A 17,760-nucleotide genomic window follows, 5' to 3' on the forward strand; every position below is an offset into this window, starting at 1 on the left:
CTTCCCTAAGCTTAAAGTTTGATATTAATACCGCCGCTGATCACCCGCATGATGGGGAAATTCCTGAAGCTGGTCACTTCCGGATCCACTGCGTCGTAAGAGGCCGCGGTGAACAGGTTCTGTCCGTTCACAAAGAATTTCAGCTGCGAAATACCATAGCGGTTTGAGATCCGGAACGGCAGCGTATAGCCGATGCTCACATTCTTGAGCCGCATGTAATCCCCCGAACGTACCCAGAACGACGATGTCTGTGTGTTGTTGAAATTGTTACTGGTAGAAAGTCTCGGATACGTCGCAGTCTCTGCTGTCTCCGGTGTCCACCGGCCCAGGATCTGCTCATACGCCTGACCATACGATTGGCCTGTCACCTGGAAACCTGCATCCATCACGCCATCCCGGATATACTGATCACGGTTATACGCCCCCTGGAACAACACACTTACGTCAAACCCCTTGAAATTAAAACCGGCCGTTAAACCGTAATACGAAAGCGGTTTGTTCTTCCCGATGATGGTCTGATCATACTGATTGATGACATTGTCGCCGTTGAGGTCTCGGTACTTGATATCCCCGGGCTGAACAACAATGTTCTCCAGCTTTGCGCTGGAAGCGACATCGGCCGCAGACGAGAAAAACCCGTCGGCAATATATCCGTAATAAGCGCCAACCGACTCGCCGGTTACACGGTTATAATCGTACACACGCTTCTGTTCATCCAGGAAGACCACTTCCGTTGCCATGCTCGACCAGTTACCGGTCAGGAAGTAGTTGAAGTCTCCGAAATTGTTCTGATAGGTGGCCGACAGCTCGAGCCCCTTGTAGAGATTCTCGCCGATATTCTCCTTGGGATAAGCAAACCCGATCAGAGCAATGCTCTTTCCTCTATCTTGCAAGAGGTCGTAGTACCGGTCGTAATAATAATCTGCGGTAAGCTGCAGGTGATTGTCCAGTGCGGAAATATCTACGCCCACGTCAAGCTTATGAGCCTTTTCCCAGGTGATGTTAGGATTGGCCAGCGGCGTGTTCTCCAGCATACCGGTTCCGTTCGTACGGCCGAAACCCTGCTGGTACGTGCCATCGGTAAACGTACGCGAGTAGGTCTGACGGAAGATGTAGTATCCGGAGTTGTCTATACCGTTGCCCGTCTTGCCATAAACGCCGCGAAGCTTTAACTGATCCAGCCATGCAACATCCTGAAGGAATGCCTCCCGGGTAAGTTCCCAGCCCAATCCAACCGCGTAGAATGAGCCCCACTGTCTGCCCGGCGCATATACATTGACGTGGCTACGGGTGAACGCCCCTTCCGCGAAGTATTTGCCCTCATAATCATACTGAACACGGGCAGCAAGATTGGAAGGTGTCTGCGGAAGGTCGAAGTTTATCGTTGCCACACGGCGATCTCCAAAGAGCTTGCCTACGACGTGATGTTTGCCGAACGTCCGGTCATAGTCGAGAGAGAGCTGGGCATACCACAATCGGGAAGTGGACACAGGTGCAAAATCATTGGTCTGTGCCAGGGCGCTGCCATACTGTGTATATGTTCCACCTTCTCCAGACTCGCTCGGCACATACTGAAATACCGTATTTTGTTTGCGCCTCGTCAGCGCCGTGATATTCTGCGTGGAAATATTGGTCACGGCGTTTGCCGATAACCCCTGCACGAAATCATTCAGGTCATAGTGCAGCCCGATATTGGCAAGCGCATCACGGCTGTTGTCCTGAATGTAGCCCGAGTTGATCAGGCGTGCCATCAGGTTGGTCTGATACGAAACGTCGCCACCATACGACCCGTTGGGGTTATAAATGGGGTAAGCGCTGTTCGGCGTTTCCAGGATCTGCGAAAGGAGCGCCCCCATACCCGCCCCGGGCTGAGAACCGTCCAGCACCCGGGCAAACAAGGATACGTCTACGAGAAAGTCGTCGGTAACATCTACCGCTACATTTGAGCTGATCGTATAGCGTTTCTGTTCGATATTGGTTTGATATGAATTTTGTCCGGACGTATGGAACAGTCCCTGCTGGTTCATATAGCTACCGCTGATCGAGTATCGTGCCACCCGGCCGCCACCGCTTATATTGAGGCTGTACGTTGACATGGGCGCGCTGGATTTCAACGTCTGATCATACCAGTCTACGTTCGGTCTGCCCGTGGGGTCCGTGCCGTTCTTGAACGCTTCGAAATCAGCGTTCGTGTAGACCGCCGCCTTATTGTCGTTCTGAAGGGCCTCATTTAGCAAGTAGGCATATTGATACGCCGGAAGCGGCTTCGGCATGTTGAGCGCGCTTTGCACACCTACCTGGCCGGTGAATGAAAGTTTGAATTCCTTTGTATCGGGTCTTTTGGTGGTGATCAGCAGCACACCGCGCGAGCTGCGCATGCCGAGCAGCAGAGACGAATATGCATCCTTCAACACCGATACCGATTCAATATTATCCGGGTCGATGGAGTAAAGATCGCGCTGAACACCGTCAATAACCACCACCGGCGCCTGACCTCTCAGGCTGATGCCGAACTCGGTGTTGTCACTCGGTGCACCCAGAAAATACCGCGGTACATTTCCGCCAAGGTCCGCGACGTAATTGTTGCCTGTGGCCGGCATACGGATTCCGCTTCCCTGCGACAGGTAAAGTCCGGGCAGACGTCCCGCCAGCGCATATGCAACGGTGGGCGCAGGCGTAGTATTCAGCTGCTCGGTATGGATCGTGCTGACCGAACCGATCTGGCTGCGACGGTCCGCCTTGCCGTACAGCACATAAACTTCTTCCGGGGTATGCAGGTAGCGACTGAAAAGCGTTACCGTAAAACGTTCCGATGGTTGTGAATCGTTTTTGATCGTAACCGATGTTTCGGTACCCAGGGTCAGCGTTTTCACATAAAAATCCGGATGTTCGAATACAAGCACCTCGCCGTTTGGGACCGTGGAGAGTAAAACAAAGTTCCCTTCGCTGTCAGAACCGGCGACGGAATCGCCCTGCACCCGGATGGTGGCACCTTCGATCGGATTGCCGTAGCTGTCGAGCAATATACCGCCGCGCACGGATTCCTGAACGACGGATTGTGCCAGCATAGACGTTGAAATAAAGGACATCAGCATCAATAAGGCCAGTGCACCTTTTCTACGTCGCGTTATATATAGACAAATCATAATTTTATTTTAGGATTGAGTAAACTATAGATCTGTTACTGGCACTTGAATGTGTAAACGAAGTCAGTACCGACGGCTTCGTCAACGACCTCGATGGAACCGTCTTCATTGGTAAAAGAATATTCGATCCGCTCGAGCTCCTCTCCTTCCGCCAGGTTGTAATAGCGGGCAGGCCATACCGTAATGGCATATGAATTCCCGTACTGGAACTGCTTTTTCATCTGCTGTGCCGCGGTATTATCCCGGACCTCGATCTGCCGACCGCTGCCGCGAACGTACGCCGTTGACGACAGGAAGATCTTGTCTACGCCGGCTTCGACCAGGTCGTTGGTATCGACATCGCCCTGAAAACCGATGGTGATAAAGTCATCTTCCGTGGCCGTCAGCGGCTGAACAGAGTTGAAGTGCAATTCGCAGAAGTCTATCACATCGCCGGTGCCATTGGTCACGGCAAAGCAATCGCCTTTGTAGACTTTGTAGAAATCCTGATTCGTGGTCATGCCATCGGCCGTCTCATTGACGAAAAACGTCGGCTTGAATTTGAGATTTTCCGGTCCGGCCTTGGCTCGGATGGTAACATAGACGTATATGTCCTGTCCGTTGTTCACCGAATAGGTCTTATCCGTCCAGAACGTGATCCACTCCATATCGTCCAGTACGTTCTCGCCGATCCCGACGCGTCCCCGGATGGCAGCAGGCCAGGATTGGCCGGGAGCCTGCGACGGGCTCGTTCCAGCAGGAATGATGCTCATCGTTTGAACACCCGACTCTTCGGAATCGGTATACGTTGCCGTAATGTTCTGCGCAGCGTTCCAGCTTCTGGGCGCAAGAAAACCGACCACCAGCCGGGCGTCGTTCCGGGCCTCCGCTACGTCCAGGAAAACCGTTAACTTGAACTCCGCGATCTGTCCGGCATCAACGGACGGCGCGTATTCCACTTCATTGATGAATACGCAGGTGATGGCAAAAATACCGAGCACGATCACCACGACATTGCCAACAAACCACTTGCGACTGAGTATGGTATCGGCTTTCATTTTTTGGGTATTAAACTTCATATTACTCCCGCCTTTATTCGTTGATCCTCTCCAGAACATATTTATACCTGTTCAGCTGACATCCAGGACTGAATGTCAACTGGATCTGCCGCCTTCCCTGCACGACCGGATAAGTCAGATCGGCCGCCACCATTTCAGCATTGTTGCCTTCGCTGAAATTGATCTTGAAAGGATATTGCGGGTCGTCAAGAGCCCAGGTACCCTCCTGCTTTACGATAAAGGGCAGGTAGTTCTCGAAACTATAGCTGCCGTCTTCGTTGAAGTTGACCCTGAACTGCGTGAAATCAAACGCTTCCGTAATATCCACGTCGTTCCGTGCTGCGCTCACCACCTTCCAGCTTCCATCGATGCTCTTCACGGACTCAATCCGCGCGTCATCGTCGTTATTCTCGCATGAAAGACAGGATACCAGCATCATGATGGCCAATGCCTGTATGTAAATAGTTTTCATATCAACAGCGTTAAGGTCTAGTAATAAGGATTTTGTAATAGCTCCGGAGATTTAGCCGTCTCCGAATAAGGAATAGGCCAGAAATACATCGCCTCCCGGAAATTATGCTTGCGAACATTGAATACATTAAAGCTGGCAGCCGAACCGTTCCTCACCACTTCCATTCCGGTCATGGTCTTGTTTTCAGTCTCATCTGCGATCATCCAGCGGCGTACGTCGAAGAAGCGGTGCCCCTCGAATGCCAGTTCCACTCTTCTTTCATTCCGGATGATTTCCCGCATGGCTTCTTTCGAGAGGCCCGCAGGGAGTGTGAACGGAGATAAGCCCGCACGCTCACGAATGGCTTCAACCGCAGCGTATACCTCTGACGTGGGACCCTCAAATTCATTCTTTGCCTCGGCGTAACTAAGCAGGATTTCCGCATAACGCAGCAACGGACGCGACCCAGGTCCCTGGATAAAACCATTCGCAACGATAACCCGGTGCACCATCTTATTCACATAATATCCGGTAGGCGTTCCCGCGCGTACGGCGTCCTGCCCCGACTGTCTGCCCTGATAATTCCCCAGGAAGATATCGATCGGAACACGCGGCCCCTGCAGTACGGCCGGCATCAGACTTTGGTCATGATTGATGCTGTTGTCCAGGCGTGGATCACGGTTGGCGTAGGGATTTTGCGGATCATAACCGGAAGTCGGGTCGGTGATCGGTTTTCCATTCGCCATACCAAATGCATTGACCAGATCATGATAGGGATACGCACCACCCTGTCCACCGCCGCGTGACGGCGGCTGCCACAGCCCCTCCTCGTAATTGCCATCGGTGGCTACACGGTCCACAATAATGCCGGAGTAAGCATTGGTCGACTGAAAATCCTTCGCGACAAACTCCTCGTAAAATCCTTCACCGGGAATCGGTGAATTATTGACATGCAATTGATATGCGTTGAGACTGATGACAGCCTGGGCAGCGTCGGCTGCAATTTTCCACCGGTTAGGGTCGGCTGTAGGATATCCTAAGATAGCCGTCAGCGGTTCCGGCGCAAACCCGCTTCCATTAAATAACGGACTCGCAGCGTAAAGCAGAACGCGGGCTTTCAGCGCTTTACAGGCACCCGCCCCGATCCGTCCATGATCCCGGGCCACCGGCCGGGTAATTAAATTCCCCGCGGCCTGATCACATTCCGAAACGATATAATCCACGCACTCCTGATAGGTATTCCTGACGGCAAGGATCTTGTCTTCCGCACGATATACCGTGTCGCCGATCAGCGGAATCCCCCCGTAATGTTTCAGCAGAATGGCATAGTACCATGCGCGCAAAAATCTCGTCTCCGCGGCCAGCTGCGTCTTCAAAGACGGCTGAAAGGGCGTAATGTCAAGGTGCTTCAGGAACTGGTTCGCCTTCCGGATATTCCTGTAACAGACATCCCACGCATCCGTCGATACGATCACAGAATTGACCGTCCCGGTCGCAAACTGAACGTTGGTGGTAATAAAAGGGATAGCACGCGGCTCCGACTCATCAGATCCACCGTCCAGTCCGCCTGAGCGGGCGTTCCCATCACTGAATCTTCCGGGGTCCGAATCGAAACCGATGTTCTCGAACAACCCATAAAAAAACTGGGTCGCGTACGTACTGTCGGCGAAAACAGTCCCCTCATTAAGATTCGTAGTCTGGGTGTTGTCCAGGAAATCTGCATCCTGGCAGGCGAGCATAATGCCCCCCGCGAATACGGCCAAAAGAATTACTCTTCTCATTTGCCTCATTTTAGTTAATCGTTTTAGCAAAAAATATAAGTGCAACCGTCCACTGCAACCGTTCTACGACCGGCTGCATCGTTTTACTTATGTCTTTATCTCGGTTATTGATTTACGTAGTAGAATCAGCGCAACTCCTGTCAGAATATAAGGGATGCTCAGGATCTGCCCCATATTGAGTGAAAGATCGCTCTCGAACGCCGATTGGTTTTCTTTGAAAGATTCCACGACAAATCGAAACGTCCACAGAACGGTTAATATCATGCCCAGCATTACGCCTGAACGCCAATCGCGGGCATACATATACCACATATATAACATAGACAGAAAGAACACCGTATAAAAGATACATTCATACAGCTGCGCGGGATGTCTCGGTAGTTGATCGACCCGGGCGAAAATAAATGCCCAGGGCACATCAGTGGGCACACCGACGATCTCGGAGTTCATCAAATTGCCGAATCGTATACACGCGCCGGCGCTGATCGCGACCAGGGCAAGCCTGTCGATCACAAAAAGATACTCCGCGTGGTTTCTTCTACACCATATATATACGCCGATCAGAATGCCCAATACGCCACCGTGGCTCGAAAGGCCGTGAAAAGGAGGTCTGATGATTACAAGCGGATCCCTGATCAGGACATGAAGATCATAGAACAAAAAATGTCCAAGCCGGGCACCTACGATCGCCGGAATGACGATCATCAAAAAAAGATTGGGCAGGTTTACCGTATACCGGTCCTCCTTTAAAAAAATATAAAGACCGACCTGGCGACTGATGACAAGGCCAAGCGCCCACATCAATCCGTACCATGACAAAAGAACAGACGTTCCCGGAATGCGGAACATAACCGGAGAAACATTCCAGTAAATAAAGCCATCGATAAGACTCAGCGTCAGGGATAGCACGTTAGGTCAGGTTTAGATTAGTTAATCGTTTTAGCAAACATAATCATTTATCTCTTTTTTGCAAACGTTTTAGTTAACCGTTTTAGCAAATCCGCTCAGAAACCTCAAAAACGCAGTTTCTGATACTTTCCCCGCACGATGGCCCTAAACCAGTATAAAAAAGCCTATAACGGGAAATAAGTCAGAAATAAAGCCGCGTGTGCGTCAACGCAGCGCACCTGTTATGCGCACAAAGGATTTTTCAAAAAAGATCATGTGCCAACAACGATAGGCACCAGCGCAAATAAAAAAAAACAGCCTTACCCTGCCGGCAACGATTCGCAGGGGCTTTACTAAAGAGAAGACGCTGCTAAACGGCTACGATACCCGCCAGCAGAATAACGATGGGTATATCAAAAGAAAAGTAGCGGATCTATACTGAACGAAAGACGTTGGGCAATATCCAAACACTAACAAAGCGCATAGCCTGCAAGAACGGCCAGGATACGGGCGTACGATTTTTCGCGCATCCCCGGGGTTGATTACGAACGATTATAGCTCCAGCTCCAGGCTGGCAAAACCACACAACCCATCGAGCATCTCGCTCAACCTGTTGCCTTTGGGCGTGAGCGCATATTCGGTGCGGGGCGGATTGCCCGGCAGGTAGCTCTTCTGGATCAGCTGGTGTTGTTCCAGCGCGCGCAAACGGTCGGCAAGAATATGATCGCTGATGTGCTCCAGGTTTTCTTTCAGGAGCGTGAACCGCGTGTTGCCTTCTTCAATACTGAACAGCACATCGGTCATCCACCGTTTACTTAAGAAATACAGCAGCTCATTCAAAGCACACCGTTCTTCTAAAAAGGCCTGGTTCTGATAATTGGTGGACGTCAGTTTTCGCTCTGTCATGTCTTACTAATCTTTTAATGAGTGCCTCATTCCCGGGAAATGTATTGATCTCCAAAGCCGCTTCCCGTTCCTTTACGGCATATTACAGTGGGGTTCCCTCGCCACAACGGCCCATACGCAACAAAAGGTTCCAATCCATCCGCTCAGGGCATACAAAAACACCGCGCGTCACACACCCTTCTGTAATACGTAGTTAAAACAAAAAAATTAAAAATCACAGCCCTTATGATCGCTACAAAAGCGTATGCAGCGCAAACCAAAGATTCTGGCCTCGCACCGTGGAATTTTCAACGTCGTGATGTTGGTCCTCGCGATGTCCAGTTCGATATCCTCTTCTGTGGCGTATGCCATTCCGACCTGCACCAGATCAAAGACGAATGGGGAGGCAGCATCTTCCCCATGGTACCCGGCCACGAGATCGTCGGCCGCGTCGTGAAGGTGGGCGCTGACGTAAAAAAATTTAAAGTAGGCGACCTCGCCGGCACCGGCTGCCTGGTCGACTCCTGCCGCGTGTGCGACAACTGTAAACACGGCCTGGAACAGTATTGCACCAACGGCCATTCCCAAACCTACAACGGCCTGGAGCAAGACAAAAAGACTCCCACCTATGGGGGGTATTCCAACACCATCGTCGTTCACGAAGACTTCGTCCTGAGCATCTCCGACAAGCTCGACCTCGCCGCCGTGGCACCGCTGCTCTGCGCCGGCATTACAACGTACTCGCCACTGCGCCACTGGAAAGTCGGCAAAGGTCATAAGCTCGCCGTACTCGGCCTCGGCGGCCTTGGCCACATGGCCGTAAAATTTGGTGTGGCCTTTGGCGCGGAAGTAACGGTACTCAGCACCTCCGCCTCCAAAGAGGCCGACGCCAAAAAGCTCGGTGCCCACAAGTTCGTCGTCACGACGGACCGCGAGCAAACAAAAGCGGTCGCCGGCTACTTCGACTTTATCCTCGACACCGTGTCCGCCGACCACGATCTGGGCCTGTACCTGTCGCTGCTAAAAACCGACGGTGCCCACATTCTGGTGGGAGCACCTCCGGATCCCGCGCAGCTCCATGCCTTCAGCCTCATCCCGGGCCGCAAAACACTGGCCGGCTCCATGATCGGCGGACTGCCCGAAACGCAGGAAATGCTCGACTTCTGTGCCCAGCACAACATCGTCTCCGACATCGAGCTCATCGACATGAAGGACATCCAGAAAGCCTTCGACCGCATGCTCAAAGGCGACGTCCGCTACCGCTTTGTCATCGATATGGCGACACTTTAAAAGTCTCTTCATTACACTAAAAAAAGCACTGGCCACAACCGGTGCTTTTTTTAGTTATAACTGACTATAACAAGTCTAAGCCCCGGGGCGGTGCCCCCAAGAGCAGCTATCGGGTGCCGGACTGTCGGCAGTTTCAACCTGCCGTCCACCCAGCCAACCCCCTCAACAAAGCATCTATATAAAACCAATAGCCAGACTCACAACATTCCCCGACCTTCGTTCCATATTAAACAAAAGTCACCATGAAAACACCACTCCTCATACTGGTGCTGCTCCTCGCCTTCTTAACATCCGCACAGGCCCAACAAAAGAAGCTCCGCATCGGCATCGCCGGCCTCACCCACTCGCACGTACACTGGATCCTCAACAGCGCCAACCGCCCCGAGTTCGAGATCGTCGGTATCTCCGAACCCAACCGCGACCTTGCCACGCGCCTGCTCAAACAATACAACCTTCCCCTCACGCTGCTATACCCCACACTCGAAGAGATGCTGGACAAAGCAAAGCCCGAAGCTGTCACCGCCTTCCACAGCATCTACAACCACCTGGCCGTCGTCAAAGCCTGCGCCCCGCGCCACATACATGTAATGGTGGAAAAACCACTCGCTGTCAGCAACGACCACGCCCGGCAAATGGCCGCGCTCGCCAAACAGTATAATATACACCTGCTCACCAACTACGAGACTACCTGGTACGCCGGCCACTACGAAGCCTACGACATGATCTACCGCGACAACCGCATCGGCAAGATCCGGAAGGTTGTCGTGCACGACGGCCACCGCGGTCCGAAAGAGATCAACGTCAACCCCGAGTTCCTCGCCTGGCTCACCGACCCGGTAGAGAACGGCGGCGGCGCGCTCATGGACTTCGGCTGCTACGGCGCCGACCTCATCACGTGGTTACTCAAAGGCGAAAAGCCCACCAGCGTTACCGCCGTCACACAGCAGATCAAACCCGACGTATACCCCAAGGGTGACGACGACGCCACCATCCTCCTCACCTACCCCGGCACCACCGGCGTCATCCAGGCCTCGTGGAACTGGCCCTACAATCGCAAAGACATCGAGATCTACGGCCAGACCGCCTACATCTGGGCAGACAAAAACTCCCTCACCTTCCGCAACGGCGACGACGCCCCGCAGCAAACGCCCATGACCACGCTGCCCGCGCCGATGGATAACCCGTTTGCGTATTTCGCAGCCGTGGTGAACGGCAACATCGTGGTAAAAGACACCGATCTCTCCTCGCTCCCGCTCAACATCACCGCCGTGGAGATCCTGGACGCCGCCCGTCGCTCCGCGAAAGAAGGAAAGACAATCTATCTCCAGAAAAAATAACCTATGTTCATGGCCAGCCGTTTACACGGGCAGGCATACTCTTCAACCTGCCCGCGTAAACCCTGCCGATGATGAAAGCTGCTGCAACCACCCTCACCCGTAAGATCAATCGTTTGCCTGCCGCCCTCAAACGGCGCATGGAAGAAGAAGGCGTGCTGGAGCTATACCGGCAGCGCCCGCCCTACCAACGAAACGACTACCTCGGTTGGATCGACCGCGCCAAACAGGAAGCCACCAAACAGAAGCGCACCGACCAGATGATTGCCGAATTGAAGAAGGGCAATGTATATATGAACATGAAGTGGAACGGTTCCCGCTAACCTGGCAACCGCCGTTGTCGACAAAATATACGCCCTGGCAGCTTCAGCAAACGCGCTCGCCGCGCAACACTCCCCGCGGTTGATAATTATTCCGTATTTTTCGGGCCTGTTGTACAGCCTATGGAAAGCAAAAGTCCGGAACCCGGCGGAACGCTGCTGACACCGCTTTATTGCATCGCCGCACACGTTTTCAATGCCGGTATCGTTCTCCGATTGTGGCCCTGTTTTTGATTATTTACCCGATGAAACAACCTCCGGGCAAACCCCGCGTTTTTAGCATAGCACATTTCCAGCAATGAACCCCAATATAAAGAAGTGGATCGTCAGGCCACTGCTCATACTCCTGATCACCGTTGTTGTCCTGGCCGGTATCGGCCTGATCGCGCTCCTTACCCAGCAGCAGCGCCTTGTCAACCTGGCCGTAGCCGGGGTCAACAAACAATTCAAAGGCGAACTGACCATCGAAACCAGCAGCATCTCGCCCTTCAAGAACTTTCCCTACGTGTCGGTAGCCCTGCACGAAGTGCGTTTCTTCCCGACCAAAGCCACCGCCGGCAGACCCCTCGCAGAGATCGGCCGTATTTACGTAGGCTTCAGCCTGCCCGATATACTCCGGCAGCAATACAACGTACGCCGGCTCTTTATACAAGGCGGCTACGTAGACCTGGTCCGCCAGGAGAACGGCCAGCTCGACATTGTCGAAGCTACCGCCATCCAGGCCGACACCACCCGGCAGTCTGCGCCACAGACCGGCGAAGCCGCCGCCTTTGAAATCGACCTGCAACGCGTAGTATTAAAGGACCTTACCGTTTCCTACGCCGACAAAGCCAGCGGCCAACAGATCAGCACGTCCATTGAAAAGCTGGTCTCGTCCTTCCGCATCGATAGCGCCAACATCACCGCAGCCCTCGACGGCGGCATGGTCCTCGACCTTGTCACACCCACCGACACGAGCTTCTTCCGCCACAAGCACCTGCAGGTGGACCTTAAAGCCGACTACAACACCGCCAGCCAACACCTTACCGTCACCACCGGCGGCCTCCTGCTCGAACAAGCCTCGTTCAACGTCACCGGTACAGCCAGTCTGTCACCCCAGACCGTGGTCGACTTCCACATCCGGGGCGACAAACCCGACTTCAACCTCATGAACGCATTCCTGCCGGCCAATGCCAGGGACGCGCTCAAGCCGTTCCAATACGACGGCCGTATATACTTCGACGGCAAGGTGAAAGGTGTCGTGGCGGAAAATCAACTGCCCCATATCGAAGTAACCTTCGGCTGCGAAGAAGCCTGGTTCCTCAACACAGCGTCCGATAAAAAAGTAGATCAGCTGGGCTTTAAAGGATACTACACCAACGGTCGCGAGAACTCGCTGAAGACGTCGGAGCTACACATCACCAACGTCAACGCCCGTCCGGAGAAAGGCATCTTCAAAGGCAACTTCGTCATGCGCGACTTTACCGACCCCCATGTGCTCATGCAGATCAAGTCGGAACTGGAATTAAAATTCCTCGGGCAATTCCTCGGCATCCCCGGTCTGCAACAGATCACCGGCAAGATCAAGCTCGACATGAACTTCAAAGAGCTGGCCGACATCGAGCTGCCCGAACAGGCCCTGAACAAACTGAAAGACGGTCTGCAAAGCGAGCTCAGCGTCGAGAACCTCGCCTTCCGTGTGCCCGGCTACCCGCACCAGATCCGCGACATGAACGTACACGCCAAGATGAAAGACGGCCGCATCACGCTCGACTCGGTCTTCCTGCGCATCGGCAACTCCGACCTGCGCATCGACGGCAGCCTCAGCGACCTGCCCGCGCTGCTGCACCATCCTGAAAAGTCCGTCACGGTCACGATGAACGCCCGCAGCCAGAACATCATCCTCAAAGAGCTGTTCGCCCACGATACGGCCCTGTCGCGCAAGATGCAGGAAGAGATCCACGGCTTCAATATCGGCGTGGCGTTGCAAACGTCGGCCAATCAGTTAAAACACCCCGCGCCACTTCCCAAAGGGAAGCTCGAGCTCAAGAACCTCAGTGCCTCGTTCAAAAAATACCCGCACGCATTCCATGACCTGGGTGCCACACTCACCATCAACGACACCGCCCTGCTGCTGCGCAACTTCACCGGCATGATCGACAAGTCCGACATTCGTTTCAGCGGCCGCGTGGTGAATTACCAACTATGGTTTGCCGACCATAAAAAAGGCAAGACCCAGATCGCCTTCGACTTTAAGTCCAACCGCTTTGCCATGGACGACCTGCTCGGGCCTATCAGCCGCAAGCTCATCCCGCCCGGCTATCGCCACGAAGAGGCCAACGACGTATGGCTGCGCTCCAAGATCGACCTGAAGTACGACACCGTCTTTAAGATCGCCCGCATCAAGATTGCCAACATCTCCGCCAACCTCAAACAACACGGCCTGCAGCTCAAGGACATCAAGGGCAGGCTGGTATATGCCTCGAAGATCATAAAAGCCGACACGCTGCGCGGCACCATCGGTCGCAGCGACTTCGATGTAAATTTCCGCTACTACACCGGTGACAACCCCAAATACAAAGAGAAACACAATTACCTCTACTTCAACTCCAAATTCCTCGACATCGACCAGATCACACAATACGACTTTTCGGCCGGCGTAGACAGTGCCGACGCCACTACCCCCACCGTGGCCACCACAACACCCGCCGCCAACACCGCGACCGGCAGTAAAGATACCAGCCAGCACGCAGCCGCGTTCAACGTCTTCATGATCCCCTTCTCGACATTCGACGTACAAGTGAATATCGGCAAGCTGAAATACAACAGGCTTTGGTTGCGCGACGCCCAGGCGCGCATCCGCATGCAGGAAGATCACCACATCTACATCGACACCCTGTCGACCAAGATCGCGGGCGGTACCCTGGCCATGCGTGGCCACTTCAACGGCAGCAATCCTGAAAAGATCTACCTGCGCAGCCGCATCAAGGTAGACCAGGTCGACCTCGAAAAGATGATGCTCAAGCTCGACCACTTCGGCCAGGATGTTGTCATCAACAAAAACATCAAAGGCCGCGTCACCGGTCAGATCAAAAGCTATATCCGCATACACCCCGACTTCGTACCGATCCTCGACAACTCCAAGGCCGAGCTAAACGTCGCCATCTACAAAGGCAGCCTGGTAAACTTCGCTCCCATGCAGGCCATGGCCGGTTACTTCAAAGACAAGAACCTGCGCATGATCAACTTCGACACGCTGCACAACGTCCTGACCTTTGCCGACGGTGTGTTGAACATCCCCTCCATGAATATCAACTCGTCGCTGGGCTTCGTCGAGATCTCCGGTAAACAATCGCTGGATCTGAAAATGGAGTACTACATCCGCGTACCGCTCAAGATGGTCACCAAGGTGGGCTTCAGCTCGCTGTTCGGCAAAAAGCAGGAAGAGATAGACCTCGACCAGGTCGACGCGATCGAGTACGCCGACAAAGACAAAAAAACACGCTTCATGAACCTGCGCGTAACCGGTACACCTGACGATTTCAAAATAGGCCTCGGCAAAGACAAACGCCGAAGCTAAAAAAAACGGCTGCCCCTCAACCCGGGCAGCCGCAATAACCATCAACACATAACAAACTTACTAATGGATCACCACCTTGCGGGTGGTGGTACCGGTGCGCGACTGAACCTTGAGCTGATAGATTCCGGGCGTAAACCCTTCTACATTCAGCTCCGTACGCGGCGTGGTAATGGCTTGTTCTTTTATCACCTTACCCATCGGATCATACATCTTGACTATAGTCTTCTTGCCCAGCGCCCCCCGATACTCCACCGTGAGCGTGCCACGCGTAGGATTCGGATATGCCGCCAGTGACCCGTCTTCCTCAACGCTTGTGCCGAGGACTACGTTCACCACTTTTTTCTTCACGTTTGCATAGTTGAAATTAAAGGCCCCGTCGCCCATCAACACCCGCATGATGTGTTTGCCCGCCGTCAGCTGAACGTCGCGGCTCACCGTGGCATATTGCTGCCAGTTACCCGTGTTCGGCACGGCGATCGTACCGGTCTTGTCCTCCCCGTCAAACTCCACGCGGATCGAGCTCCCCGAGGCATTCTGCGACGCCACCCGCAGCTCGACGGCATACGCGCCCGCTTCTGCCACGTTCACGGTATACTCCAGCCACTCACTGCCCCCCAGCCAGCCCACGTTGTAGCCGCCTTCACCGCAGTGCTCGATATCGACAAACTCATTCGTACGATATTGTCCGCCGTTGTTCAGTGTATCGCTGTCGCTATAGGCCACGGCCGGGCCGCCGTCGTCAAAGTCTTCGGCTTCGATCTTGCCGGGGATCGGCCACGGCGTGCCTCCGTACGGCGTACCGTGCCCCTTGGTCTGGATCACTTTCTGAAGGGTACCGTCGGCGTTGTAAAACAACTTGTCCACGCAGATTGAACGCAGCCAGTCGTTCCCCGACAAAGCACTGTTGTGATAAAAGGCATACCACTGACCTTTGTACTCCACGATCGAACCGTGGTTGGTATAGCTGTCCGTCGGATCGATGTAAACACCCCTGTAGGTCCACGGCCCCAGCGGACTGGCGCTCGTCGCATACCGCATACGGTTGTGTTTCACACCGTCGTCGTTGTTGTCGGCGTACGACAGGTAGTATAGACCGTTGCGTTTGTGTACCCACGAGGCTTCGTGAAAATCCACCACGCCCTGCATGGGCTGCATGGCCCCGTCAAGCTCGATCATATTGGACTTTAATCTGCCACCCAGGCATACACCGCCACCGCCGTAATAAAAATATGCTTGTCCGTCGTCGTCGATAAAGACGCATGGATCGATGTGCGACTGCAACCCTTCGATATACCCCTGCACCGTAAAGTCGCTGGCAGGCTTGCTGCTGGTCGCGATGCCGATCTTCCAGGTCGAATTCCACTCCGTACCACTCGGGTGCGGAAAGTAGAGGTAGTATGTGCCGTTCTTGTACGCGCAGTCGGGTGCCCACATAAAGCCGCCTTCCGGCCGGCCCCAGGGCACCTGGCTTGCCCGCAGGATCTCGCCGTGGTCGACCCAGTCCACCATGTTGTCGGTCGAGAAGACGTGGTACTGGTCCATCAGGTCGGCCCCTCGCGGTGGCGCGATGTCGCGCGAGGGGTATACATACAGGCGGCCATCGCTCCACACGTGGGCCGACGGATCGGCAGTATACAGGTGCTTGATAAAAGGGTTGCCGGGCATGTCCTGCGCCTGAGTCCCTGCCGGCAGGAGCAACGATCCACACAGGATCGCCAACATCAGTCTTGCGTTCATAAACGGTTATTTATTCTCGGGTTGGTTTTGCAATGGTATAGCCGTTCTCTCCATGGAACCAGCGGGCAGCCTGCCCGACCAGCCACAGGTAATGATCGGTCTCCAGGTCCGCTTCGATGCCTGTGAACTTCAATCCCGTATCGCCATTCAACGGCACATCGCCTTCGTTCTTAACCTTGAAGATGGCCGTACCCTCGTCGATCTCATCGAACATCGCCACATACAACGATGACGCACCTTGCAGCTTGGCACCCCACACCTGGCGCCACAAAAAGTCGCCCTTCAGCCGCGGGATGGAATTATACAGGCCCGGATCGTTGTGCATGTTCGCCCAGCTAAAGCCCGGAAACACCAGCGGCACATAGTCCACGCCGTTGGCCTTGCACCACTTGACATCTTCCGCCACATTGTTCGGGTTATAGCCGTTGATATCATAGCGACCCACCGCCCACGGCATAATGATATCCGCCTTCTTGATCAGGGCGTGCAGCGCCGCGTCCTTTTCTGTATCGGCCCCGTTGGTGCGCCAGTAATACGGCACCCCCAGCATGATCGACACCTTGTTCGTGGCCTTGAGCTTATCCACCAGCGCCGTGACGTCCGCCGTCGTATAGGCACGGTTGTCGTTAAAGCCGACGCCCCAGATCACCACCAGCGGCTTGCCGCGATGGCGCAGGTAGGTAGGATTCTCCTGGCTGTCGAGCAGGTTAAAAAGCTCCTGAAGCTCTTCCCAGTCATCGTACAGGTACGCCACATCCGCAGGCGAGCTGCCGCTCAGGTCATACATCACGCTGATGGCACGTTCGTATTTCCGGGCAGCCTTCAGCGCATTCTCCAGCACCTTGTTAAAGTGACGCTTGCCGCTGGCGTTAGACGGCTTGATCTCCCCCACAAAGCGCTGCATGTGCACACCGTCCAGGCCATAGTCCTTCATCCACTTGAAGTGCAGGTCCACTGTCGACTCGTCATACGGACTATATACATAAGCGCTCGATCCGTCAGGATACCGAAAGGCCGTTTCATAGGTCTTGGTATACTCACGCACATCGGGCCACAGGTCTACATTCGTACAGCCGGGGAAGAATCCGCAACCATTCTTCTGGTAGTGGTACCAGCCGCGGTTCGACTCATCACCCTCGGCGGCAAACCACCCCTGGTACCCCGCCATCACCAGCTTCGTATACGACGGGTACTTTACATTTGCGTCCACATCGGTAGAGTCCTCCGGCTCCGGCACGGGATCGGAGTCGCTGGAGCTGCAGGCCATGGCCATCAACGGAAAAATCAGTAAGGCTAAGATCTTCAGTAGTTTCATATCACAGGTTTAGGTAA

12 protein-coding genes are annotated in these 17,760 nt (G+C 54.1%); 4 read left to right on the forward strand and 8 right to left on the reverse strand.

Translation table 11 applies throughout. The annotated features are described in order from the left end of the window. Nucleotides 1–11: 11 nt before the first annotated feature. The 6 genes from KK078_RS03420 to KK078_RS03445 all read right to left on the reverse strand — a co-directional run bounded on the left by KK078_RS03420 (nt 12) and on the right by KK078_RS03445 (nt 8,209). Nucleotides 12–3,068 carry a SusC/RagA family TonB-linked outer membrane protein gene (locus KK078_RS03420; protein ID WP_254088839.1) on the reverse strand — a complete coding sequence of 1,019 codons (3,057 nt, stop codon included), beginning with the start codon at nt 3,066–3,068 and terminating at the stop codon, nt 12–14. Nucleotides 3,069–3,181: 113 nt separating this feature from the next. Continuing rightward, entirely contained in the window at nt 3,182–4,204 is a 1,023-nt protein-coding gene (locus KK078_RS03425; RefSeq protein ID WP_254088840.1) for a DUF4961 domain-containing protein, read from the reverse strand. A gap of 13 nt (nt 4,205–4,217) precedes the next feature. Then, nucleotides 4,218–4,655, reverse strand: a complete 438-nt coding sequence (locus KK078_RS03430; protein ID WP_254088841.1) for a DUF5004 domain-containing protein — start codon at nt 4,653–4,655, stop codon at nt 4,218–4,220. A 17-nt stretch (nt 4,656–4,672) separates the two neighbouring features. After that, nucleotides 4,673–6,415 (reverse strand): RagB/SusD family nutrient uptake outer membrane protein, encoded by a 1,743-nt coding sequence (locus KK078_RS03435; protein ID WP_254088842.1) that lies wholly within the window; start codon nt 6,413–6,415, stop codon nt 4,673–4,675. A gap of 87 nt (nt 6,416–6,502) precedes the next feature. Then, on the reverse strand, nt 6,503–7,264 hold the full coding sequence (gene lgt / locus KK078_RS03440; protein ID WP_262898587.1) for a prolipoprotein diacylglyceryl transferase: 762 nt from the start codon (nt 7,262–7,264) through the stop codon (nt 6,503–6,505). A gap of 591 nt (nt 7,265–7,855) precedes the next feature. Next, complete coding sequence (locus tag KK078_RS03445) at nt 7,856–8,209, reverse strand: winged helix-turn-helix transcriptional regulator (RefSeq protein ID WP_254088843.1); 354 nt, start codon at nt 8,207–8,209, stop codon at nt 7,856–7,858. 225 nt (nt 8,210–8,434) lie between these two features. On the opposite strand from KK078_RS03445, the gene KK078_RS03450 reads away from it, so the two are divergent. The 4 genes from KK078_RS03450 to KK078_RS03465 all read left to right on the forward strand — a co-directional run bounded on the left by KK078_RS03450 (nt 8,435) and on the right by KK078_RS03465 (nt 14,691). Continuing rightward, nucleotides 8,435–9,478, forward strand: a complete 1,044-nt coding sequence (locus KK078_RS03450; RefSeq protein WP_254088844.1) for an NAD(P)-dependent alcohol dehydrogenase — start codon at nt 8,435–8,437, stop codon at nt 9,476–9,478. A 242-nt stretch (nt 9,479–9,720) separates the two neighbouring features. After that, entirely contained in the window at nt 9,721–10,815 is a 1,095-nt protein-coding gene (locus KK078_RS03455; protein WP_254088845.1) for a Gfo/Idh/MocA family protein, read from the forward strand. Between the two features lie 68 nt (nt 10,816–10,883). After that, the gene (locus tag KK078_RS03460) at nt 10,884–11,135 is read left to right on the forward strand and encodes a YdeI/OmpD-associated family protein (protein WP_254088846.1); all 252 of its coding nucleotides are present in this window, start codon (nt 10,884–10,886) and stop codon (nt 11,133–11,135) included. A 295-nt stretch (nt 11,136–11,430) separates the two neighbouring features. Further along, the gene (locus tag KK078_RS03465) at nt 11,431–14,691 is read left to right on the forward strand and encodes an AsmA family protein (protein ID WP_254088847.1); all 3,261 of its coding nucleotides are present in this window, start codon (nt 11,431–11,433) and stop codon (nt 14,689–14,691) included. Nucleotides 14,692–14,751: 60 nt separating this feature from the next. On the opposite strand, the gene KK078_RS03470 is transcribed toward KK078_RS03465, so the two are convergent. Together KK078_RS03470 and KK078_RS03475 are read right to left on the reverse strand one after the other, a co-directional pair. Further along, entirely contained in the window at nt 14,752–16,428 is a 1,677-nt protein-coding gene (locus tag KK078_RS03470) for a family 43 glycosylhydrolase (protein ID WP_254088848.1), read from the reverse strand. 10 nt (nt 16,429–16,438) lie between these two features. After that, on the reverse strand, nt 16,439–17,743 hold the full coding sequence (locus tag KK078_RS03475; protein WP_254088849.1) for a glycoside hydrolase family 71/99-like protein: 1,305 nt from the start codon (nt 17,741–17,743) through the stop codon (nt 16,439–16,441). Between the last annotated feature and the right edge of the window lie 17 nt (nt 17,744–17,760).

This window comes from Dawidia soli, from assembly GCF_018598185.1.
GTDB lineage: Bacteria > Bacteroidota > Bacteroidia > Cytophagales > Cyclobacteriaceae > Ohtaekwangia > Ohtaekwangia soli.

Bases quoted from the DNA above. Each gene is read 5' to 3' on its own strand.
- KK078_RS03420 (WP_254088839.1), bottom strand. From the start codon at position 3,068: ATGCTGGCACAATCCGTCGTTCAGGAATCCGTGCGCGGCGGTATATTG.
- KK078_RS03425 (WP_254088840.1), bottom strand. From the start codon at position 4,204: ATGAAGTTTAATACCCAAAAAATGAAAGCCGATACCATACTCAGTCGC.
- KK078_RS03430 (WP_254088841.1), bottom strand. From the start codon at position 4,655: ATGAAAACTATTTACATACAGGCATTGGCCATCATGATGCTGGTATCC.
- KK078_RS03435 (WP_254088842.1), bottom strand. From the start codon at position 6,415: ATGAGAAGAGTAATTCTTTTGGCCGTATTCGCGGGGGGCATTATGCTC.
- lgt (WP_262898587.1), bottom strand. From the start codon at position 7,264: ATGTTCCGCATTCCGGGAACGTCTGTTCTTTTGTCATGGTACGGATTG.
- KK078_RS03445 (WP_254088843.1), bottom strand. From the start codon at position 8,209: ATGACAGAGCGAAAACTGACGTCCACCAATTATCAGAACCAGGCCTTT.
- KK078_RS03450 (WP_254088844.1), top strand. From the start codon at position 8,435: ATGATCGCTACAAAAGCGTATGCAGCGCAAACCAAAGATTCTGGCCTC.
- KK078_RS03455 (WP_254088845.1), top strand. From the start codon at position 9,721: ATGAAAACACCACTCCTCATACTGGTGCTGCTCCTCGCCTTCTTAACA.
- KK078_RS03460 (WP_254088846.1), top strand. From the start codon at position 10,884: ATGATGAAAGCTGCTGCAACCACCCTCACCCGTAAGATCAATCGTTTG.
- KK078_RS03465 (WP_254088847.1), top strand. From the start codon at position 11,431: ATGAACCCCAATATAAAGAAGTGGATCGTCAGGCCACTGCTCATACTC.
- KK078_RS03470 (WP_254088848.1), bottom strand. From the start codon at position 16,428: ATGAACGCAAGACTGATGTTGGCGATCCTGTGTGGATCGTTGCTCCTG.
- KK078_RS03475 (WP_254088849.1), bottom strand. From the start codon at position 17,743: ATGAAACTACTGAAGATCTTAGCCTTACTGATTTTTCCGTTGATGGCC.